Raw genomic sequence first — 20,208 nt, 5'->3', positions numbered from 1 at the left:
GAACGGATATGATATTAAGTATTATTGTAGCCATGGCCGATAATCGTGTAATTGGTTTAAATAATCAAATGCCTTGGCATTTACCTGCAGATTTGGCATGGTTTAAAAAAAATACACTTAATAAACCTGTTATTATGGGAAGAAAGACATTTGAGTCTATTGGCCGTCCACTACCAAATCGTCATAATATTATTATTTCAAAGCAAGCACCAAGTGAACCTAATTCAATTCAAAATGTAAGTTGGGTTCAATCAATTGATGCCGCTATACTGTTAGCACAAAAACAGAATGTTGATGAGGCATTTATTATTGGTGGTGGTAATATTTATAAGCAGACTTTACCGTTAGCAAATCGACTTTATTTAACGCACATAGATGCGGAACTACAGGGGGATACCCATTTCCCTGATTATTCACCTGAGCAATGGCAAGTTATTTATCAAGAAGGGCATCAACCGGATGATAAAAATGGCTATTCATATCAGTTTGAAATTTTAGAAAGAAAGTAATAAATATTAAACCTAATTGCCACTAAAAAAGTGGCAATTTAACATGCTAATTAACCTTGAAAACGTTTAGCTTCAATAACATCGGGTAGTTGTTTTATTTTATTGAGCACTCGATTTAACGAATCCTGATCAAAAATTTCCATATCTACGTCGATAGTGGCTAATTGTTGCTTCATATCTGAACGGCTCATTAAACCAAGAACATTAACCTTTTCATTAGCTAAAATCGTAGTGATATCTCGCAATAAACCACTTCGATCGTTGGCAACAATCTTTATCACCATGGTATAACTTGATTGGGTATTGTTGTTCCAAACAGCGTGAGTAATACGTTCAGGCGCATGATTTTTAAGTTCTTGCAATTGCTCACAATCAGCTCGGTGAATTGAAATACCTCGCCCGTGAGTTACAAACCCCACAATTAGATCGCCAGGAATAGGGCGGCAACAGTTTGCAATGGTATACATTAAGTTACCCACACCCTCAATAATAATTTCACTGCCTTTTTTATTGTTGAATTTATTAGTATTTTTAGCTTGTATATTTGTTTTTTGGGCAATCTGTTTTAATGCTGCTTCATCTTCCTCTTCAGCAGTTGGTTTATTAAATTGTGCATTGATAAAATTAACTAATTGATTAATCCTTACATCACCACTACCAATACCAGCTAATACCTCGTCAAATGAATGAGCGTTATATTTATTAATTAAGATTTTTTCGACACTTTTTATACTAATGTTTAAAGGTTCAAGTTCACTTTGTAAAATTTGCTCACCTGTGGCGATATTTTTATCTCGATCTTGCTTTTTAAACCAGGCTTGAATTTTAGCTCTGGCACGACTACTATTAACGAATCCTGTATTCGGATTTAGCCAATCTCGACTAGGATTTGGCTGTTTTTGGGTAATGACTTCAACTTGATCGCCCATTTTTAAATTGTAGGTAAATGGTACAATTCGCCCGCCTACTTTGGCTCCAATACAGCGGTGTCCCACATCGCTATGTATATGATAAGCAAAATCAAGTGGAGTTGACCTAGCAGGCAAGTCAACAACATCACCTTTAGGCGTAAAAACATAAACTCGGTCATCAAAAATTTGGCTACGAACGGCTTCTTGTATTTCACCACTCTCTGACATTTCTTGTTGCCATGTTAATAATTTACGCAACCAAGAAATTCGTTGATCATAGGCTGTCATTTTGTCGGTACTGCCTTCTTTATATTTCCAATGTGCGGCAATACCGAGTTCAGCCTCATTGTGCATTTTTTCAGTACGAATTTGAATTTCGATTGCTTTATCTTGTGGACCATAAACAACAGTATGGATCGATTGATAACCATTTGGTTTAGGATTTGCTACATAATCGTCAAATTCTTTTGCGATATGTTTATAATGGCTGTGGACAATACCTAATGCATTATAACAATCTTCAATACGATCGCAGATAATACGCACAGCACGAATATCATATAAATCTTCGAATTGAAGGTGTTTACGCTCCATTTTTCGCCATATACTATAAATATGTTTAGGGCGACCGTAAACTTCAGCACGAATATGATCTTGATTCATCAAATTTTGTAAATAGCTTACAAATTGTTTGATGTACAATTCTCGATTCAATCGCTTTTCTTGCAATTTTTTTGCTATTAATCGATATTCATCTGGATGTAAATAGCGGAAGCAGAAATCTTCTAGTTCCCATTTTAATTGACCTATGCCTAAGCGGTTGGCTAAAGGCGCATAGATGTTAAAACATTCTTTAGCAGCAAGGACCTGTTCTTCTTGAGGTGCATTGATTAAATTGCGTAAGTAGGTAATGCGTTCTGCTAATTTAATTACTACACTTCTGAAGTCATTTACCATCGCTAGTAGCATTCGGCGAATGCTATCAATTTGTTCGGAAGTAGCACTACCGTTACGAATTGCTCGTAATTGGCGAATTTCTTTCATCTTAACAATGCTAGAAATAATATGAGAAATTTCTCGATCAAAATCTTCTGGAATATCTTCTCGGCGAATAATTTTGCTATCAACAAAGGGAAGCAATAAGGCAGCACATAAACTATTAATATCCATATTAAGTGTCGATAGAATTTCGACCATTTCTATCGCATTTTGGAAACAGAAAGTTTGTTCTAATGCACCTGCGCTATTTTCAAAACAAAAATCCCAAACTTCTCTAAACTTTTTATAAGACGTAGGATTGGTTAATAACAATTCTTGTTTTATCCATTGTTCTACATCAAATTGAGCAAGGGAATAGTGTTCTTCACTATGTTGGTGTGCGCCTCTAATCGATACCATAACTTATGTTCCTGATTTTATTAGCAACAACATTGATTCAATGTGTTTGGTTTGCGGAAACATATCTAAAATAGCAACTTGAGCAATTTGATATCCTGCATCGATAAGTTGTTTGCTATCTCGTGCTAGTGTAGCAGGATTACACGATATATAAACAATTTTTGAAGGGGCTAATTTTGCGATTTCAGTTGTTGCATTAAACGCACCAGCTCTTGCTGGATCTAATAATACTTTATTATATTGTGATTGACTCCATATCGAAAATTGTTGAGTATCATCTAAATTGCAGGTTAAAAAATTGGTTTCCGCACAAATCTCAGTACTATTTAATATAGTGTTAAATTTTGCTTTTTCAACTAGGGCATCAACACCTTCAACACCCGTTACAGTTTTACTTAATTTTGCTATAGGTAATGAAAAATTGCCCATTCCGCAAAACAGATCTAAAACCCGATCTGTTGGTTGTAAAGTTAGCCAGTTAAGCGCCTGTTCGATCATCTTTTGATTAATTTTACAATTTACCTGAATAAAATCTAGAGGGCTGAATGTTAATTTTAAATGATTAATTAAATAAAAATGCTCAGTATTACCGGCAATATGTATTAAATCGTCGCCGTGAAAATAAAGCGAGATATTGTTATTTTCGGCGAATTCTTTTAATAGGTTAACATCATGATTACTTAGAGGCATAGTGTGCCTTAAAACAAGAATAATACCGCTATCGACCGAAATTAGTTCAACGTGACCCAGTGCTTTTTTCTGTTTTATGTTATTGAGCATGCTTAGTAATGGCGATAGCAATGAATCTAATTCATCAACTAATACAGGACAATGTTTGATATTGATTATTTGATTAGATTCAGCTTGGCGAAATCCAATTGCTAATTGGCCTTTAACGATATTAATTGAAAGTCTTGCTCGTCGACGATAATGGAAAGGTTGATCGGCAATAATTTGCGGTGAATTTTTAACGATATTTGTTAAAGGTTGTCCTGTCTCTTTTTGTAATAGATTTATCAACGCATCATATTTTGCTTGTTGTTGCATCTGTGGTGCAATATGTTGTAGCTCACAACCTCCACATTGTTGATAATATTCACATAGAGGTTTAACGCGGTATTTGCTTTGATTATGATATCTAATGACTTTAGCTTTAGCGTAATTTTTTTTATTTTCAGTTAACTCAATATCAACGGTTTCATCAGGCAAGGCTGATTTTACAAAAATTGTTTTACCTTTATGATTGGCCACACCTTGCCCAAAGGCATCTAAAGATGAGATAGTTACTGTCAATTTTTGTGATGTGAACTTTTTTCTTTGTGGAGTATAAAAATTAACCATAGACGTTTTTATTTATGTTAAGCGCTTTAATAAAGCTGTTTTGACATGCAGTGGTACTAAATTTGTTATATCACCGCCATGGTAGGCAACATCTTTTACTATTGTCGATGAAATAAATCCCATTGCAATTGATGGCATTAAAAAGATAGTATCTAAATCAGATTTTAATGCACGATTCATTTCGGCAAGTTGCCTTTCGTATTCAAAATCGTGTGTTGTACGAACGCCTCGAACGATAACTGTGGCATTATGGGTTTGTGCAAAATTAGCCATTAAATTGTCAAAGCCAATAACTTCGACATTGAGTAAATGTTCAACTGCTGTTGACGCTAAATTTACGCGTTCTTCTAGAGTAAAGAGTGTTTTTTTATTAGGATTTTCGGCAATAGCGACAATTAATCGAGGAAACAGTAACGAAGCTCGTGTAACAAGATCAATATGACCATTAGTGATGGGATCAAAAGTACCCGGAAAAATAGCAGTTAAACTTTTGCTTTTCATATTTAATATTATCCATTAGGTATGATGACTGTATCATACCTAATTTTACTTAGGATTGTTAGTTTAACCGTGCAAAATTCTTTTGCTCAATTTGCTGGATTTCTAGTAATGTAAATATGAAAAAGCTAGATGTTATTAATATACAGCAATAATTAAGTCAAACAACTTATTAATTTATAAAAAATTGGTAAGCAGTGTAATGTTCATATATTTGTTTTGGTTGTAAAAAGCAGCTTGGTTGTGGCCAGTCAGGATGATTAGGGCTGTCCGGTAAAAATTGGCTTTCTAATGCTATGCCAGCAAAATTTCCATATTCACCATTATGCCGGTTTGGTGTATGTTGTAAAAAGTTACCTGTATAAATCTGTAATGATGGTTTGGTTGTAGTAACATTCATTGTTACTTTTTTATCAGATGAAATGAGTTGAGCGGCTATCGCTTTGGTTTTATCTAATAAATAAGCATGATCATAACCACCAGTTATTTGCCTTTCTGCGCTTTCAAGTAGTTTTTCCGATAAAAGTTTTGGTTGACGTAAATCCATATCGTGCATGGCAACACTAACTAAATCCTTATTAGGGATACCATTGGTATTAACTGGCAAATAATAGTTAGCATTTACTTTTAATCTGTGATTAAGTACATCCTTGCTTATTTCACCATCTAGATTAAAGTAAGCATGATTAGTCAAATTCACTGGCGTAGTTTTTGTTGTAGTTGCATTAAACAAGATAATTACTTGATTGTCATCGGTTAGTTTATACGTTACAGTTACATTCAGCTCACCAGGAAACCCTTGATCACCATCAGGTGAAATCAAAAGGAAAGTCACTTGCTGATCGGAGCAAGATTGAATTAACCATAATTGTTTATCGAAGCCTAATTTGCCGCCGTGTAACTGATTTACACCTTGATTCGCGGTGAGATGATATTGTTTATTGTCAATATTAATAGTAGCATTGGCAATACGGTTAGCATATCGGCCTATTGTAGCACCTAAATAGGCATCCTGTTGTTGGTATTGTTCAAGTGAGCGACAGCCGAGTAATACTTCTCGATTCTGTCCATTAACGGGCAATTCACAGGAGAGCCATGTAGCTCCCCAGTTTGAAAGTTTTATTCGCATTCCTTGTTTATTGGACAGTTCAATAATTTGCGTTATAGGCATATCGCGTGTGCTCCTTCACTTGGTTTACAGACATAAAAATCTTCTTTAATACCGAATTTTTTAGCATAACTATCGCTAACAACCGTTTTAACAGCATCAACTTTATCTTTTGGTACTAATGCCACAACACAACCACCAAAGCCACCGCCTGTCATGCGAACACCGCCTTGTTCACCAATTACACCGTGAATTATTTCAACTAGATAATCAATAGCGGGGACTGTAATTTCAAAATCATCACGCATTGAATTGTGACTCTGTGCCATGAGTTTTGATAATAATTTATAATCACCATCTGTAAGAGCTTGTGCTGCTTTTAGTGTGCGTTCATTTTCAGTGATTACATGATGAGCTCGTTTAAAGACAATTGGATCGAGCGTGTTTTCAATATGTTGTAATTCAGTTAAGGACGCGTCTCTTAAGGCTTTTACCCCAAGAGCTTGAGCTGCTGCTTCACACTGTTTGCGTCGAGTATTATATTCACTATCAACTAATCCTCGTTTGATATTTGAATTGATGATAACCACAGCAAAATCTTTAGGAATTGAAACTGGTTTAACTTCTAATGAACGACAGTCAATTAACAATGCATGTTGGCTTTGTCCAAGGGCAGATATTAATTGATCCATGATGCCACAATTGCAACCAACAAATTGGTTTTCGGCCTCTTGACCAATTAAGGCTAACTTGGTGCCATCTAAAGCTAAGTTGTAAAGAACTTGGAACATTTTAGCTACCGCAACCTCTAGAGATGCTGATGAACTTAGTCCTGCTCCTTGAGGAACGTTTCCACTAATAGCAAAATCGACGCCATGGATATTATTTGCATATTTTTTTAAGTGTTTTACCACCCCACGTATGTAGTTAGCCCACATATAATCCGGATGTTTTTCAATAGGAGAATCTAAAGAAAATTCATCTTGTTGATTATCATAATCAACCGCAATAACTCGGACAAGATTATCAGAACGTTTGTGACAACTTATTATCGTTTGATAATCGATGGCACAAGGTAAAACAAAACCATCATTATAATCGGTATGCTCGCCAATCAAATTTACACGACCAGGGGCTTGTATCAGTGTATCGGGTTTATAATCAAATTTAGATTCAAATGCTTGTGTAGTTGCTTTGATTAATGCGTTCATTTATTTATCCTTTTTGTCTTTATAATGCACATCACTAACGTTACGTAACCTTTCAGCTGCTTGCTCTGGGGTTAAATCACGTTGTACTTCGGCTAACATTTCGTAACCTACCATAAATTTTTTTACTGTGGCGGAACGTAATAAAGGGGGATAAAAATGTGCATGTACTTGCCAATAATCATTTTTATCTTGCATAAATGGCGCACCATGCCAGCCCATAGAGTATGGGAAAGAGCAATGAAATAAATTATCGTAGCGACTCGTTAATTTTTTGAGCGCAATAGCTAAATCACTTTGTTGTTCGTCATTTAATTGGGTTAATTGTGGAATGTGAGTTTTTGGTAATAATAATGTTTCAAATGGCCATATTGCCCAAAAAGGAACAACGGCAAGCCAATACTTGGTTTCTACAACGATTCGCTCACGATTAATAAGTTCCTTTTCAGCATAATCAACCAATAAATTGCGATGATATTTTTCAAAGTAATTACGCATATTTAGATCTTCGCGGGCAATTTCATTCGGTAAAAAGCTATTTGCCCAAACTTGTCCATGTGGATGAGGGTTAGAGCACCCCATTGCTGATCCTTTGTTTTCAAACACTTGTACCCAAGGATAGTTTTCGCCCAACTCTTGCTGCTGTTCTATCCAGGTTTTAATTACTCCTTCAATTGCAGGTAAATCAAGTTCAGGTAATGTTTTACTGTGATCGGGTGAAAAACAGATAACTCGACTAGTGCCTTTTGCGCTTTGCATTTGGAATAATGGATCGGCGTTTTTTGGTGATTCTGGAGTATTTTCCATTAGTGCTGCAAAATCATTAGTAAAAACAAATGTTCCCTTATATTGGGGGTTGATATCTCCTGTTACCCGTTTATTTCCTGGGCACAAAAAGCAAGTCGGATCATAACTTGGTTTTTGCTCTTCGTTTAATACTTCTTGTTGCCCTTGCCATGGGCGTTTTGCCCTATGTGGTGAAACAAGTACCCATTGATTGGTCAATGGGTTGTAACGACGATGAGGATGGTCAACTGGGTTAAAAATATCCATTTTTGCCTCTTCTGTTAATTTTGTATGTTTTATAAAATGTATTGTTAATCAGGATAGCCTTGAGGGTTATTTGATTGCCAATTCCAAGAATCTTTTACCATGTCATCAAGCGTGAGTTTGGTTTTCCAACCTAATATTTGCTCAGCTTTATTAGCATCAGCCCAGAATGCTGGTAAATCACCTGCTCGTCTTGGGGCAAAGTGCCAATTAAGAGGTTTTCCTGATGCTTTTTCAAAAGCTTTAATGACTTGTAATACGCTATAACCAACACCTGAGCCTAAATTGTAAATATGCACACCAGCTTTGTTTTGATCGGTTTTGAGTGCAGCGATATGCCCATCCGCCAAATCAACAACATGTATAAAATCACGAACGCAAGTTCCATCTACTGTTGGATAATCATTACCAAAAACAGCTAATGACTCTCTTTTGCCTACAGCAACTTGGGTAATATAAGGCATAAGATTATTAGGAACACCAAGTGGGTCTTCGCCCATTAATCCACTTGGATGGGCTCCAACAGGATTAAAATAACGTAGTAAAGTTAGTGACCAATCGGGCTCAGCAACGGCCAAGTCCATAATACATTGCTCAACCATTAATTTACTTTTTCCATACGGACTAGTAGGTAAACCTTGCGGTAATGTTTCAACATAAGGAACAGGGGCTAATTCGCCATAGACAGTGGCCGACGAACTAAATACTAACTGTTTAACGCCTGCAGCTCGCATTGCTTTCATCAGTACGATACTGCCGTAGACATTGTTTTCATAATATTCTAGTGGTTTGTGAACTGATTCACCGACGGCTTTTAGGCCAGCAAAATGGATCACCGCTTTAATGTCATGTTCTGAAAAAATCTTAGTTAATAGTTTTTCATCGCATACATCGCCTTGATAAAAAATGACGGATTGCCCAGTAATTTTTTGTATCCTATCCAGTACTGATGCTTTACTGTTAAACAAATTATCAATAATAATTGGTGTATAGCCAGATTTAATTAGTTGAACACATGTGTGACTTCCTATATATCCACAACCACCAGTTACTAATATTTTCATAATAAAACCTTCATCTAGTCAATAATAGTTATAGTGAGTGTCTGCTAATCTTCAGACCCTTCACTGTTGTTATGTTTCCACAGATCCCATGGTCCACGCCCTGATAATGTAAAGGATGAAATAAGCGTAAAACTAAATGCGATCAAGCCAAGGATTAAATATGCTCCTTCGAAACCTATTTTAACATACATTAACCCTGCAAAAGTGGACATAAACATGATAGATAATTGTTTTGCAAAACAAAATGCGATTAAGTAAACGGTTGCTGATAAGTGAATAGGGAAGTGTTTGGTAATATATTTAAATGCACCGACAAGTAATAAAGGTGCTTCGAACATATGTAGCGTTTTTAATATCACCACTTCAACTGCTGTACTGGCAAATGCTGAACCTGTAATACGAATAGACATGATAGCACCAGCAATAAGTAATGTATTTTTACTGCCTATTTTCATTACAATCAGAGGAGCAAAAAACATCACAGTGGCATTTAAAAATTCACCGAGCGTAGTTACATAGCCGAAAGCTTCACGACCCACTTGTTCGTTAGTAAAAAATGAGGTGAAAAAGTTTGCAAATTGTTGATCAAATACATCATAAGTACAAGCAACCCCAATTATGTAAAGCATGAAGAACCATGTCTTACGCATACTAAGTAAATCAAGGGCAAGTTTTAGATTGAATGGCTTTGGTTTATTTAATCCCATTTGCTCAACGACTTCAGTCGTTGTGGTTTTTGCAGGATCGGCGATTTTAACTAAAATTAAAAGAATCAATGCAAATCCAGAACATAACCAAAAAACGGCATTGACATCTTTAGAAATCATAATTCCAACAAACGAAGCACATATAGCCCAACCAAAACAGCCAAACATACGACAACGACCAAATTCAAATCCACTACGTCGACTTATTTTTTCGACAAGAGCTTCAATAGCTGGTGCACCACCACTAAATACCATACCAAGATAAAGCCCTCCAACAATTGCGCCCAAGGTGACATTTAATTGAAGTAATGGCCCTAAAACGAAGATAAAAAATGGACCAAATAGTACAAGAAGAAGTGTGATAACCCAAAGAAGGTGTTTCTTTAACCCTAGTTTATCAGAAATTAACCCGAATAAGGGTTGAAAAAAAAGCGCAAATAGTGAAATAAATGAAAAAACGTACCCCGTATTAGCCTCATCAAGCCCATTCATTTTTAGCCAAACAGGAAAAAAAGGGCTGTATGCTCCCATAATAAAAAAGTATAGAAAGAAGTAAAGACTGAATATCCAATAATTCTTATTACTTAGTGATGACTTTATTTTTTGATTCATAATGAACTTCCTTTGTTAGGCTTTAAATGATCACACAATCATTTAAAAAACTTTTACATGTATATGAACAGGTAAGTTATTTGTTGGGGGCGATAATAGCACTAAAATAATTTTGAAAAAGTGATCTAGATAACATTTTATGAAATCGGTTACATTTAATGTTAAATTAATTTTTGTTAAAAAAGTTTCAGGTAGATATGTGTTTGAGTATAATTTTCGTGTTTTATGATGGCAATAATGCAAATTAAAGATCGTCAATCTGCTAAAGAGAAGGTTTAAAATAATTAATTGGAATAAAACAAATAAAGTGCAGCTATTGATTGAAATCGATTACATTTTTCTGTTTACACTTTCTTGAGTCTATTGTAATTGACTATGATTTAAGTAAGCTAAACAATTAACATTTATACTGAAACGTATATTTACCTGAAACTTTTTGACAAGGAATTTTTTATTAATTAGTATTAGCTTAACTTTTTATTATTAATTTGTTTAATCTTAATTAAATTGGAAAAATTAGATAACCTAATGGTTAATTACCTAGTTTTAATTGATTTTATTCGTTCCTCAAAATCTGACCAATAATAATAACCATCATTATTAACAGAAGCATTTTCTAAATGAAGTTGATAATGTTGTGGTAAATTATTGTCATCAAGTGCTAGCCCGTTATGGAGTTGTTCAAAACTTTGATAAATATATTCGGCTTTAAAAAAGTATTCGCCTGTAGATAGGTGACGAAAACGCTGTAAAGCTACTTTTCCACCAATTGGGGTTATTTCAAATTGATTTGGTAGTTGGTAGTCTTTAAAGTCTAATGCACCCAGTAATGAAGCGATGGTACTATCGTGTCCAATAAGTAAATTGACTTTACTATCCTGTAGCATAAGATCGTTTATCATGTTGATAATAAGTGCCGCTGAATGTTTAGCAAGTGTCTTAGAATGGCAAACTAAATTTATATATTGATTACGAATTGCGCTAATTTGTTGCCACTGCTCTTGGCTAGTTAGTCTACCCCATGCAATTTGTTCTTTTGGAAAGGCCGAATAGTATTGCAATAAGAATGCATCAACGGCTGAAATACCTATCGCAAGTGGTCCGAGGAGTGCTGGTTCTTCATGTTTTTTAAAATAAAGTTCGGATGGAATATCGGCTAAATCGCATTTATATTCAGCATATAATTTTGAATGCTTATAATCCAAAATATCGGAAAGGGTTTCATAAGCTGGTGCTAGGCTTTTAAAAATATTGGCTGCTTTGTCAGCTTCTTCAATATCACGCAAAACCGCATTTTTAAACTCAGTTGAATCGTCTTGCAAGCTAGGATCGAAAATCGGATCCATTTTTTCAATGGCATATTTATGATGAATAGGAATATCATACCCAGCAAAGGCACCAGCTGTCATAAATTGAGCTGTCGCGACGGTTCTTTGCAAACTATTAGAATACACGAATAATTCAGTATTATGTTTTGATAATTTTATATTGTGTTTTTCAAGCCAAGTCGATAAATAGCGGCCAAAATAAACTTCTAATATTCCACCACGAGTGGTCAAATAACCATATGGATGATCCCATTTAGGCCATTTAAAGGGAGTCACTTTTTCTAAAAACTGCAAAGTATTTTGTAATGGCGTACGAATACCATGACGGCTAAGTATAACGATTTTATCTAATTGGTAATGGTTATTTTTCATTTTGTGATCCATCCTTGTTTATGTAAATAATCTAAAATAAAATCACGTTGTTCATTATTTATTGTATTTGCAATTTTATCACTCCAACCACCGGTTTTTTGATTAGTACTACGGTTTTGATAGTAATCACCTATTTGGGTATCATATTTTGCTAAAGTTGCATGATCAAGTGGTTGATATTGGTTTTCAAAAAAGAGAAGCTCTTTAGGTAACCTCGGTTTTATTTCTGGATTATGATCGGGGTAACCAAGGCAAAGCCCAAAAAGAGGAAGAACATATTTTGGTAACTCAAGTAATTGGGTTACTTTATCAAGATCATTTCGCAGTCCACCAATATACACAGCACCAAGTCCTAAGGATTCAGCCGCTATTACTGCATTTTGAGCCATAATTGCTGTATCAACACAGCCCAATAATAACTGCTCTGCTTTGCCAAGATTGAGTGTTGGATCAATTTGAAAATGACGATTAAAATCGGCGCAAAATACCCAAAATTCAGGAGCTTGGTTAACATATTTTTGATCACCAGCATAATGAGCTAGTTTTTCTCGTTTTTGAGGATCTGTAATACGAATAATTGTCGAACATTGAATAAAGTTAGAACTAGAAGCCGACTGTGCTGATCGAACTATAGACGCTATTTGTTCTTGAGTTAAACTAGTTGTTTTATAAGCACGAATAGAGCGGTGTCGACAAAGTAGATCGATGGTTTGATTTTGCATAGTGGCTCCTTAGCATAATTATTTGTTTACAAATTGAAGATCCCAAACGCCATGGCCTAAATTTTGACCTCGTTTTTCAAATTTAGTAATTGGTCTATCATCAGGTCTCGGAATATAGTCACCGCTTGGTGATAAATTTTCAAAACCTTCAGCTTGGGTTAAAACCTCTAACATATGTTCTGCATAATGTTGCCAATCGGTAGCTAGGTGCAAAATTCCACCTAATTTTAATTTTTGTCGAATTAACTGTACAAATTGGGGTTGAATAATGCGGCGCTTGTTATGTCTTGCTTTATGCCAAGGATCAGGGAAAAAAATTTGTACTTTGTCTAATGTATGATTAGGGATCATATTTTCTAATACTTCAACAGCATCGTGACACATCACTTTTAAGTTTGATAATTGATTTTCTTCAATTGCCATCAAACAAGCACCAACACCGGGTTTGTGTACTTCTATTCCTAAAAAATTCTTATTAGGTGCATTTTTAGCCATTTCAATTAACGAAGCACCCATACCAAATCCAATTTCAAGAACAGTCGGTTTATTAGAGTTAAAAACCATTGGTGAATTTACATCATATTCAATACCAAATACCGGCCATAAATTTATTAATGCCTGTTCTTGGCCTTTTGTTAAACGACCTTGCCGTAAAACAAAACTACGAATGGTTCTTTTAGATTTGATATTTTCGTTATCTGAGTTTAATTGTTCGTTCATCACGTTATCTACTTTTGTTGTGGAATTTATTAAAGCCAAAGAATGGTTTGTTAGTTAGTTTACTCGATTTTGAGTTCACAGCAAAAGCATCTTATGGCCAAATTGTTTTATTTAATGATTTATAAAAATATATCAAATATTTTCAATATATTTTTATATTGTAGTTGAGCATAATCGATAAATGATTATATAATTATAGCCCCAGTTTAACCGATTACGAATAAAGTAATCATGAATACATGCTTGAGGATTTCTCGTGCCTGATATGAAGCTTTTTGCTGGTAATGCCACACCAGAACTAGCAAAACGTATAGCTAATCGTCTTTATACTTCTCTTGGTGACATTGTGGTAAGCCGTTTTAGTGATGGTGAAGTTAATGTCCAAATCAATGAAAATGTCCGTGGTGAAGATGTTTTTATTATTCAATCAACTTGTGCTCCTACCAATGACAATTTAATGGAATTATTAGTTATGATCGACGCAATGCGCCGAGCATCTGCTGGTCGTATTACTGCTGTTATTCCTTATTTTGGTTATGCAAGGCAAGATCGTCGAGTTCGTTCGGCTCGTGTCCCTATTACTGCTAAAGTTGTTGCTGATTTTCTATCAACTGTTGGTGTCGATAGGGTTTTAACCGTTGATCTTCATGCCGAACAAATTCAAGGTTTCTTTGATGTACCTGTTGATAATGTATTTGGTAGCCCAGTTATTTTAGAAGATATGCTACAACGTGAGTTTGATCGCCCAATTGTTGTTTCCCCTGATATTGGCGGAGTGGTGCGTGCTCGTGCGATAGCTAAACTACTTAATGATACTGATATGGCAATTATTGATAAACGTCGTCAACGTGCCAATGAAGCAGAAGTGATGAATATTATTGGCGATGTTGCTGATAGAGATTGTATCTTAGTTGATGATATGATTGATACTGCTGGAACACTTTGTAAAGCAGCTGATGCTTTAAAAGCTCGAGGTGCCAAAAGAGTATTTGCTTATGCTACCCACCCGATATTTTCAGGTAAAGCAGTAAGTAATATTAAAAACTGTGCCATTGATGAAATTGTTGTTTGTGACACAATTCCATTAACGGCTGAAGTAAAAGCATTGAAAAATGTTCGCCAATTAACATTATCAGGTATGCTTGCTGAAGCAATTCGTCGAATTAGTAACGAAGAATCAATTTCAGCAATGTTCCATCAATAACCTATTTTATCATTGGTATAATGCCCCTTTTTTGGGGCATTTTTATCGATAAAATCTAGTGACAATAAAAATATTATGACAACGATAAAACTGATTGTAGGACTCGCCAATCCCGGAAATGAATATGCAGCAACAAGGCACAATGCAGGTGCGTGGTTTGTTGAGCAATTGGCTGAACGTTATAATCAATCATTAAAAAATGAACAAAAATTTTTTGGTTACACATCACGAATCAACATTTCAGGTCATGATGTACGTTTATTAGTTCCAACTACTTTCATGAATTTAAGTGGTAAAGCTGTTCAAGCTATGGCGACATTTTACCAAATAAAGCCAGAAGAGATCTTAGTTGCACATGATGAACTCGACTTAAATCCCGGAATAGCTAAACTTAAGTTTGGTGGTAGTCATGGTGGGCATAATGGGCTAAAAGATATTGCTAGTAAATTGGGAAATAATTTAAATTTTTATCGGTTAAGAATTGGTATTGGACATCCTGGCGATAAAAATAAAGTTGTTGGTTATGTTTTAAATAAGCCATCTAAACCTGAACAGGAATTAATTGATAAAGCTATTGACGAATCTTTGCGTTGTACAGATATCTTATTGTCTGATGGAATAGACGTTGCAATGAACAAGTTACATGCTTTTAAAGCTTAGTTAAATTATTGAATTTTTCAATAACGTAACAATAGATAATTCTATATCTTAATTAAATAATCCACCTAAAATATTAGGTGGATTTAATTGTCTTAATATTCTCTTTTAAGAGAAAAGATGGGTTACATTACCACCTTTTTCAGCAATTTTTTTCATTACTTCTTTAATTAACCATGTATTCATTGCTGCGGTATCATCAGTATTGCCTGGATAATTCAGTTCTTTCGCTAAATTTTTCCGTGCATCTAAACTGCTATCTATACCTAATAATTTCAATAGATCAACGATAGATGTTTTCCAGTTAAGCGTTTCAGGGTGCTTTTTAGCTAAATTCTCAAGAATAGAGGAAACATCAACATTAGTTGCGGATGCGCTTTGCTCTACTTTATCTTGGACTTTCTCTGAGCCACTCGATACTGTATTTTTAACAGATGTAGTGATATTTTCAACTTTATCCTTCACAGCATCAACTGCATTATCTACTGTTGCTTGAGCACTTGGAAATACTTTGGAAAAAATGTTATTTAAAATGTTCATATTACATCTCCTTGAAATTTAAACTGCTTTAAAAAAACTGCTTAACGATATAGATGTAGAAAAGATCACATCCAATATAGCGCTTATAAGAATGTAATGTCAAAATTGTTATGCATTAATAGCATTTTATGTATTACGATAAAGTGTTTACTAAGATATAAAACAATTATTTTAAATATTTTTCTAATATTAACTGAATTGAGGTAGTAAGTGCCTTCCAGTTGACTTATACAATTGGTCAACCAATTATAATCTTTTTATTGATACTATTGGATTAAGGCTAGGCCATGCTATTTGTGCTATTTTTTTATGGACTTTTATTAGAGAAAATAAGTGGAATAATCAAAGCTAACCTTTATAATTAGATTTTATTTTTATAAAACTGGCAGATATTATATTAATAGTATTTGCCAGTTTTTTATTTTGTTCTTCTAATTTTGAGTTATTTGTGAACTTTTTATAAAGTGTTAATTAAGTGAAAATATTCTTTTTTTAAGGGACTTTTTCATTCAAATAAGATAAATTACTTAAACATTGGTGGAAAATATTTTTGCATTTTAGTATTACTGTTTTTTAATAAAAGGCATAATTATGCGTTATAACGAACCACAAATGTTGACGTCAATTTTGACACAAGCCTCTTCTCTGTCTAAGATTCAAGATAGAACTAATGCATTATGCTCTTTAGCTAAAGTTGTTTATGATTTATTGCCTTCACCATTAAATCAACAATGCCGAGTTGCTAACTATCGCCAAGGTGTGTTGATTTTAGAGGTTAGCTCAGCTTGTTGGTTAACTAGATTGAAATATGAACAAAGCAATTTAATTTCTGAAATACGAAAAATTATTTTACCATCCTTATCTTCTATTCAATATCAGATTAATCCAGATATTTCAGTGAGGTGGTCACAGAGCAATTATCAAAGTGATAAGTCATCTTTAGCTTCAAGTGTGATGACACAAAAAAGCGCAATGTTTCTATTTGCATTAGCAGAAAATGCACCAGACAAGTTAAAAAAACAATTGATAAAACTTGCTAACCATGCAAAATAAGCGCTGATAATTAGTCTTCAATTTTATAAAATTATATATCTTAAAGATATAAGGAGTGAATAATGGATAAAGGTATGCTTACTTATCTTATAATTGGATTCGTGATTGGTTTTATTATTTGTTTCATTTTTATTAGTGTTATTAGTCCTAAGGCACGTAAATATGCCAAAGTTAAACAAGAGTTAGATCAAACAAAAGATGAATTAATAGCGCAAAAACAAATGATTGCTAAACATTTTTCACATAGTGCAGAAATATTGGATAATATGGCTAAAGATTTTCGTCGTCTTTATCAACATATGGCTGAAAACTCCAGTCAATTTATGGATAGTGGTAATATTCAATCTTTAGATTTTGATTCAAATACAGATTCTAACGAAACAAAAGAAATTACGCTTGATAAGCAGCCTAGAGATTATTCTGATGATTCTTCAGGTTTATTTAAAACGGATGAAAATAAATCTTAATCTATGATTTTATTTTCCGTTACTTAATATTCAAGCAATTTTATAGAGTGTAAATTTTTGTAAAAGCGAGAGTTCTAAGATGATTAATTCATTAAAACAACAAAAAAAATTATTAAGTATTTTAGCTTTAAGTTTAGGAATAAGTTTATCTGTACTTCCGAATACTTATGCAGCTTTTCCTCCTGCCTCAACCGATAATAATACGCAACTGCCAAGTTTGGCGCCTATGCTTGAAACTGTATTACCATCAGTTGTTAGTATTAAAGTTGAAGGAACAGCTCAAATGCAAAATAATATGCCAGAAGAATTTAGACGTTTTTTTGGTTATCCAGATAGCCAATCAAGGGCGTTTACAGGTTTAGGTTCTGGTGTGATTATTGATGCAGAAAAAGGCTATGTTGTTACGAATAATCATGTTATTGATGGTGCTGATAAAATTACAGTTGCTCTAAACGATGGGCATGAATTTAAAGCAAAACTAATCGGTAAGGATCCACAAAGTGATATAGCATTACTTAAAATCGATGATGCCAAAAAATTAACAGCTATTAAATTAGCAGATTCTGATAATTTACGTGTTGGTGATTATGCTGTTGCTATTGGTAATCCATTTGGCATTGGTCAAACTGTTACTTCAGGGATTATTTCAGCTTTAGCTCGTAGTGGACTTAATATGAATGGTTTTGAAAACTTCATTCAAACAGATGCTTCAATTAACCAAGGTAACTCTGGTGGGGCTCTTGTGAATTTAAATGGTGAGCTTGTTGGTATAAATACCGCAATTATTGCTCCAAGTGGTGGTAATGTAGGGATAGGATTTGCAATTCCTAGTAACATGGTAAAAAGTTTAACTTCTCAGCTTATAGAATTTGGTGAAGTAAAACGTGGCGTGCTTGGTATCAAAGGTAATGAATTGACATCGGATATAGCAAAAGCGTTTGATGTTGATGTTCAAAAAGGAGCTTTTGTTAGTGAAGTTATTGAGAATTCAGCCGCACAAGCAGCAGGAATTAAATCTGGCGATATTATTGTCTCGATGGATGGTAAACCAGTTGATAGTTTTGCTGAACTACGTGCAAAAATTGCGACAACTGGAGCAGGGCGAACTGTTAAGCTAGGTTTAATTCGAGATGGCAAAACAATATCTGTCGATGTAAAACTAAAAAATAGCGACGAGACAACAACGGATGCGAAATCGCTACATTCTGCTCTTGATGGTGCAACGCTTAGCAATGGTGAAATTAAAGGCCAAAAAGGTGTTTTAATAGAAAGTATTGCTAAAAATTCGCCTGCGTCTCGACTCAGTTTGCAAGAGGGAGATCTTATTACTGGAGTTAATAAAGAACGAGTAACTAATATTGCAGACCTTAGAAAAATTATTGATAGTCACCCGTCAGTAATTGCATTAAATATAATTCGTGGCGATAGTCGTTTATATTTAATTTTACGATAATTAGTCATTTTTTATATCGTCGATGCTTTAGCATCGACGAAAACTTTAATTTTAACCTTTATATAGATGTGTTAAAATCTTCATTATTCTTCCCATTACAATTCTGAAACTAATGCTCAAAAAAATTCTATGGCCAATATTAATTGGAACGGTTTTAGCTATTGTGTTATTGATTATTTTTCCTTCTTTACAAAAAGGAAACCAATCAAATTTTCCAACCTCAATTTTTCATGATGATCCATTAAGTTTTTCTAGTGCCGTTAAAACTGCGGCTCCTGCAGTAGTTAATATTTATAGTCGCTCAATTAATTCTTTTTCTCAGGAATCACAAGATAGTCCAATAACTCCGCTCGGTTCTGGAGTAATTATGAATGGGAATGGGTATATTGTTACTAATTATCATGTAGTTGAAGATGCAGAACAAATTATCGTCGCATTGCAAGATGGACGAATATTTGAAGCTTTATCTGTAGGCTCAGATAAACTTGTTGATCTAGCGGTATTAAAAATAGAGGCTTCAAATATCCCCACTATATTGATAAATCCTCAACGCGAACCTAAAATTGGTGATGTCGTATTAGCCATAGGAAACCCTTACAATATAGGGCAAACTATTACACAAGGTATTATCAGTGCTACAGGTCGTGATGGATTGAGCCCATACAGAAGGCAAAATTTTATTCAAACTGATGCACCAATAAATCATGGCAATTCAGGCGGAGCGCTAGTAAATAGCAAAGGTGAATTAATGGGAATTAATACTCTTACCTTTGCAAAAAATCTAGGCAATGACATTCCTGAAGGAATCGGATTTGCTATCCCAACTGCATTAGCAGTTAAAATCATGAATAAATTAATTCGCGATGGAAAAGTTATTAGAGGATATATAGGTATTGATGGATTAGAATTTGCACCAACTCAAAACCCAAGTGATATGCCAGTGGTGTTAGGTATTTTAGTCACCAGAGCGGAAGGCCCTTCATTACAAGCAGGAATACAAGCTAATGATATTCTGATTATGGTAGATAATAAACCAGTTAAATCCATTGTTGAAACAATGGATCAAATAGCCGAGTTGAAACCTGGTACAATTATCCCCATTATAGTTCAGCGAAATGGGGAAAAGATTGAACTGCAAATAACAATAGGTCAATTACCTGTTTAGTTGTTCTTTTATTTCTTGATTAACTCGACTATTGGCCGTATAATCTGCGGTCTTATCATGTTTTTTTAACACTCGTATGGTGTATAGATTCTGCTTTTATGGCCATTTATATAGCGATACG

General features: G+C 34.4%; 19 protein-coding genes. 7 read left to right on the top strand and 12 right to left on the bottom strand.

Translation table 11 applies throughout. From position 1 onward, the window contains the following. The first annotated feature begins 8 nt into the window (after positions 1–8). Entirely contained in the window at positions 9–509 is a 501-nt protein-coding gene (gene folA, locus A9G44_RS02470; RefSeq protein ID WP_065609098.1) for a type 3 dihydrofolate reductase, read from the top strand. Positions 510–559: 50 nt separating this feature from the next. On the opposite strand, the gene relA is transcribed toward folA, so the two are convergent. The 11 genes from relA to trmB all read right to left on the bottom strand — a co-directional run bounded on the left by relA (position 560) and on the right by trmB (position 13,551). After that, positions 560–2,818: a GTP diphosphokinase gene (relA, locus tag A9G44_RS02465; protein ID WP_065609097.1), complete on the bottom strand. Its 2,259-nt coding sequence runs from the start codon at positions 2,816–2,818 to the stop codon at positions 560–562. Between the two features lie 3 nt (positions 2,819–2,821). Next, positions 2,822–4,159, bottom strand: a complete 1,338-nt coding sequence (gene rlmD / locus A9G44_RS02460) for a 23S rRNA (uracil(1939)-C(5))-methyltransferase RlmD (protein ID WP_065609096.1) — start codon at positions 4,157–4,159, stop codon at positions 2,822–2,824. Between the two features lie 12 nt (positions 4,160–4,171). Then, the gene (gene coaD, locus A9G44_RS02455; protein ID WP_065575058.1) at positions 4,172–4,660 is read right to left on the bottom strand and encodes a pantetheine-phosphate adenylyltransferase; all 489 of its coding nucleotides are present in this window, start codon (positions 4,658–4,660) and stop codon (positions 4,172–4,174) included. 169 nt (positions 4,661–4,829) lie between these two features. Then, positions 4,830–5,828: a galactose-1-epimerase gene (galM, locus tag A9G44_RS02450; RefSeq protein WP_065609095.1), complete on the bottom strand. Its 999-nt coding sequence runs from the start codon at positions 5,826–5,828 to the stop codon at positions 4,830–4,832. Continuing rightward, positions 5,819–6,976, bottom strand: coding sequence for a galactokinase (gene galK / locus A9G44_RS02445; RefSeq protein WP_051634232.1), 1,158 nt, complete (start codon positions 6,974–6,976; stop codon positions 5,819–5,821). Before galK ends, galM begins: the two co-directional genes overlap by 10 nt. Next, positions 6,977–8,026, bottom strand: a complete 1,050-nt coding sequence (gene galT, locus A9G44_RS02440) for a galactose-1-phosphate uridylyltransferase (protein WP_034912645.1) — start codon at positions 8,024–8,026, stop codon at positions 6,977–6,979. 44 nt (positions 8,027–8,070) lie between these two features. After that, entirely contained in the window at positions 8,071–9,087 is a 1,017-nt protein-coding gene (galE, locus tag A9G44_RS02435) for a UDP-glucose 4-epimerase GalE (protein WP_034912648.1), read from the bottom strand. Between the two features lie 44 nt (positions 9,088–9,131). Further along, entirely contained in the window at positions 9,132–10,406 is a 1,275-nt protein-coding gene (locus A9G44_RS02430) for an MFS transporter (protein WP_034912651.1), read from the bottom strand. Positions 10,407–10,942: 536 nt separating this feature from the next. Then, a complete protein-coding gene (locus A9G44_RS02425) occupies positions 10,943–12,106 on the bottom strand; it encodes a histidine-type phosphatase (protein WP_179854792.1) in 1,164 nt (387 codons plus the stop codon). Beyond that, positions 12,103–12,828, bottom strand: coding sequence for an oxygen-insensitive NADPH nitroreductase (gene nfsA, locus A9G44_RS02420; protein ID WP_065609093.1), 726 nt, complete (start codon positions 12,826–12,828; stop codon positions 12,103–12,105). Before nfsA ends, A9G44_RS02425 begins: the two co-directional genes overlap by 4 nt. An 18-nt stretch (positions 12,829–12,846) precedes the next feature. Next, positions 12,847–13,551, bottom strand: coding sequence for a tRNA (guanosine(46)-N7)-methyltransferase TrmB (trmB, locus tag A9G44_RS02415; protein WP_065609092.1), 705 nt, complete (start codon positions 13,549–13,551; stop codon positions 12,847–12,849). Positions 13,552–13,804: 253 nt separating this feature from the next. On the opposite strand from trmB, the gene A9G44_RS02410 reads away from it, so the two are divergent. Next, a complete protein-coding gene (locus A9G44_RS02410; RefSeq protein ID WP_034915766.1) occupies positions 13,805–14,752 on the top strand; it encodes a ribose-phosphate pyrophosphokinase in 948 nt (315 codons plus the stop codon). Between the two features lie 75 nt (positions 14,753–14,827). Beyond that, positions 14,828–15,412 carry an aminoacyl-tRNA hydrolase gene (pth, locus tag A9G44_RS02405; protein ID WP_065561443.1) on the top strand — a complete coding sequence of 195 codons (585 nt, stop codon included), beginning with the start codon at positions 14,828–14,830 and terminating at the stop codon, positions 15,410–15,412. Between the two features lie 105 nt (positions 15,413–15,517). On the opposite strand, the gene A9G44_RS02400 is transcribed toward pth, so the two are convergent. Further along, complete coding sequence (locus A9G44_RS02400) at positions 15,518–15,949, bottom strand: DUF3597 domain-containing protein (RefSeq protein ID WP_034915763.1); 432 nt, start codon at positions 15,947–15,949, stop codon at positions 15,518–15,520. 591 nt (positions 15,950–16,540) lie between these two features. Between A9G44_RS02400 and A9G44_RS02395 the strand changes: the two genes are divergently transcribed. From A9G44_RS02395 to degS, 4 genes are all read left to right on the top strand, one after another. Then, positions 16,541–17,002, top strand: coding sequence for a DUF721 domain-containing protein (locus A9G44_RS02395; protein WP_065609091.1), 462 nt, complete (start codon positions 16,541–16,543; stop codon positions 17,000–17,002). A 62-nt stretch (positions 17,003–17,064) separates the two neighbouring features. After that, entirely contained in the window at positions 17,065–17,469 is a 405-nt protein-coding gene (locus A9G44_RS02390) for a YhcB family protein (RefSeq protein ID WP_065561406.1), read from the top strand. A 79-nt stretch (positions 17,470–17,548) separates the two neighbouring features. Beyond that, positions 17,549–18,922 carry a Do family serine endopeptidase gene (locus A9G44_RS02385; protein ID WP_065609090.1) on the top strand — a complete coding sequence of 458 codons (1,374 nt, stop codon included), beginning with the start codon at positions 17,549–17,551 and terminating at the stop codon, positions 18,920–18,922. A 112-nt stretch (positions 18,923–19,034) separates the two neighbouring features. Beyond that, entirely contained in the window at positions 19,035–20,087 is a 1,053-nt protein-coding gene (degS, locus tag A9G44_RS02380; RefSeq protein WP_065609089.1) for an outer membrane-stress sensor serine endopeptidase DegS, read from the top strand. The last annotated feature ends 121 nt before the right edge of the window (positions 20,088–20,208 follow it).

Origin of the sequence: Gilliamella sp. Occ4-3 (assembly GCF_001690675.1) — a bacterium.
GTDB classification, from domain to species: domain Bacteria; phylum Pseudomonadota; class Gammaproteobacteria; order Enterobacterales; family Orbaceae; genus Gilliamella; species Gilliamella bombi.
The sequence above is the reverse complement of the archived record's forward strand: the minus strand, read 5'-3'. Positions and strand labels throughout refer to the sequence as shown.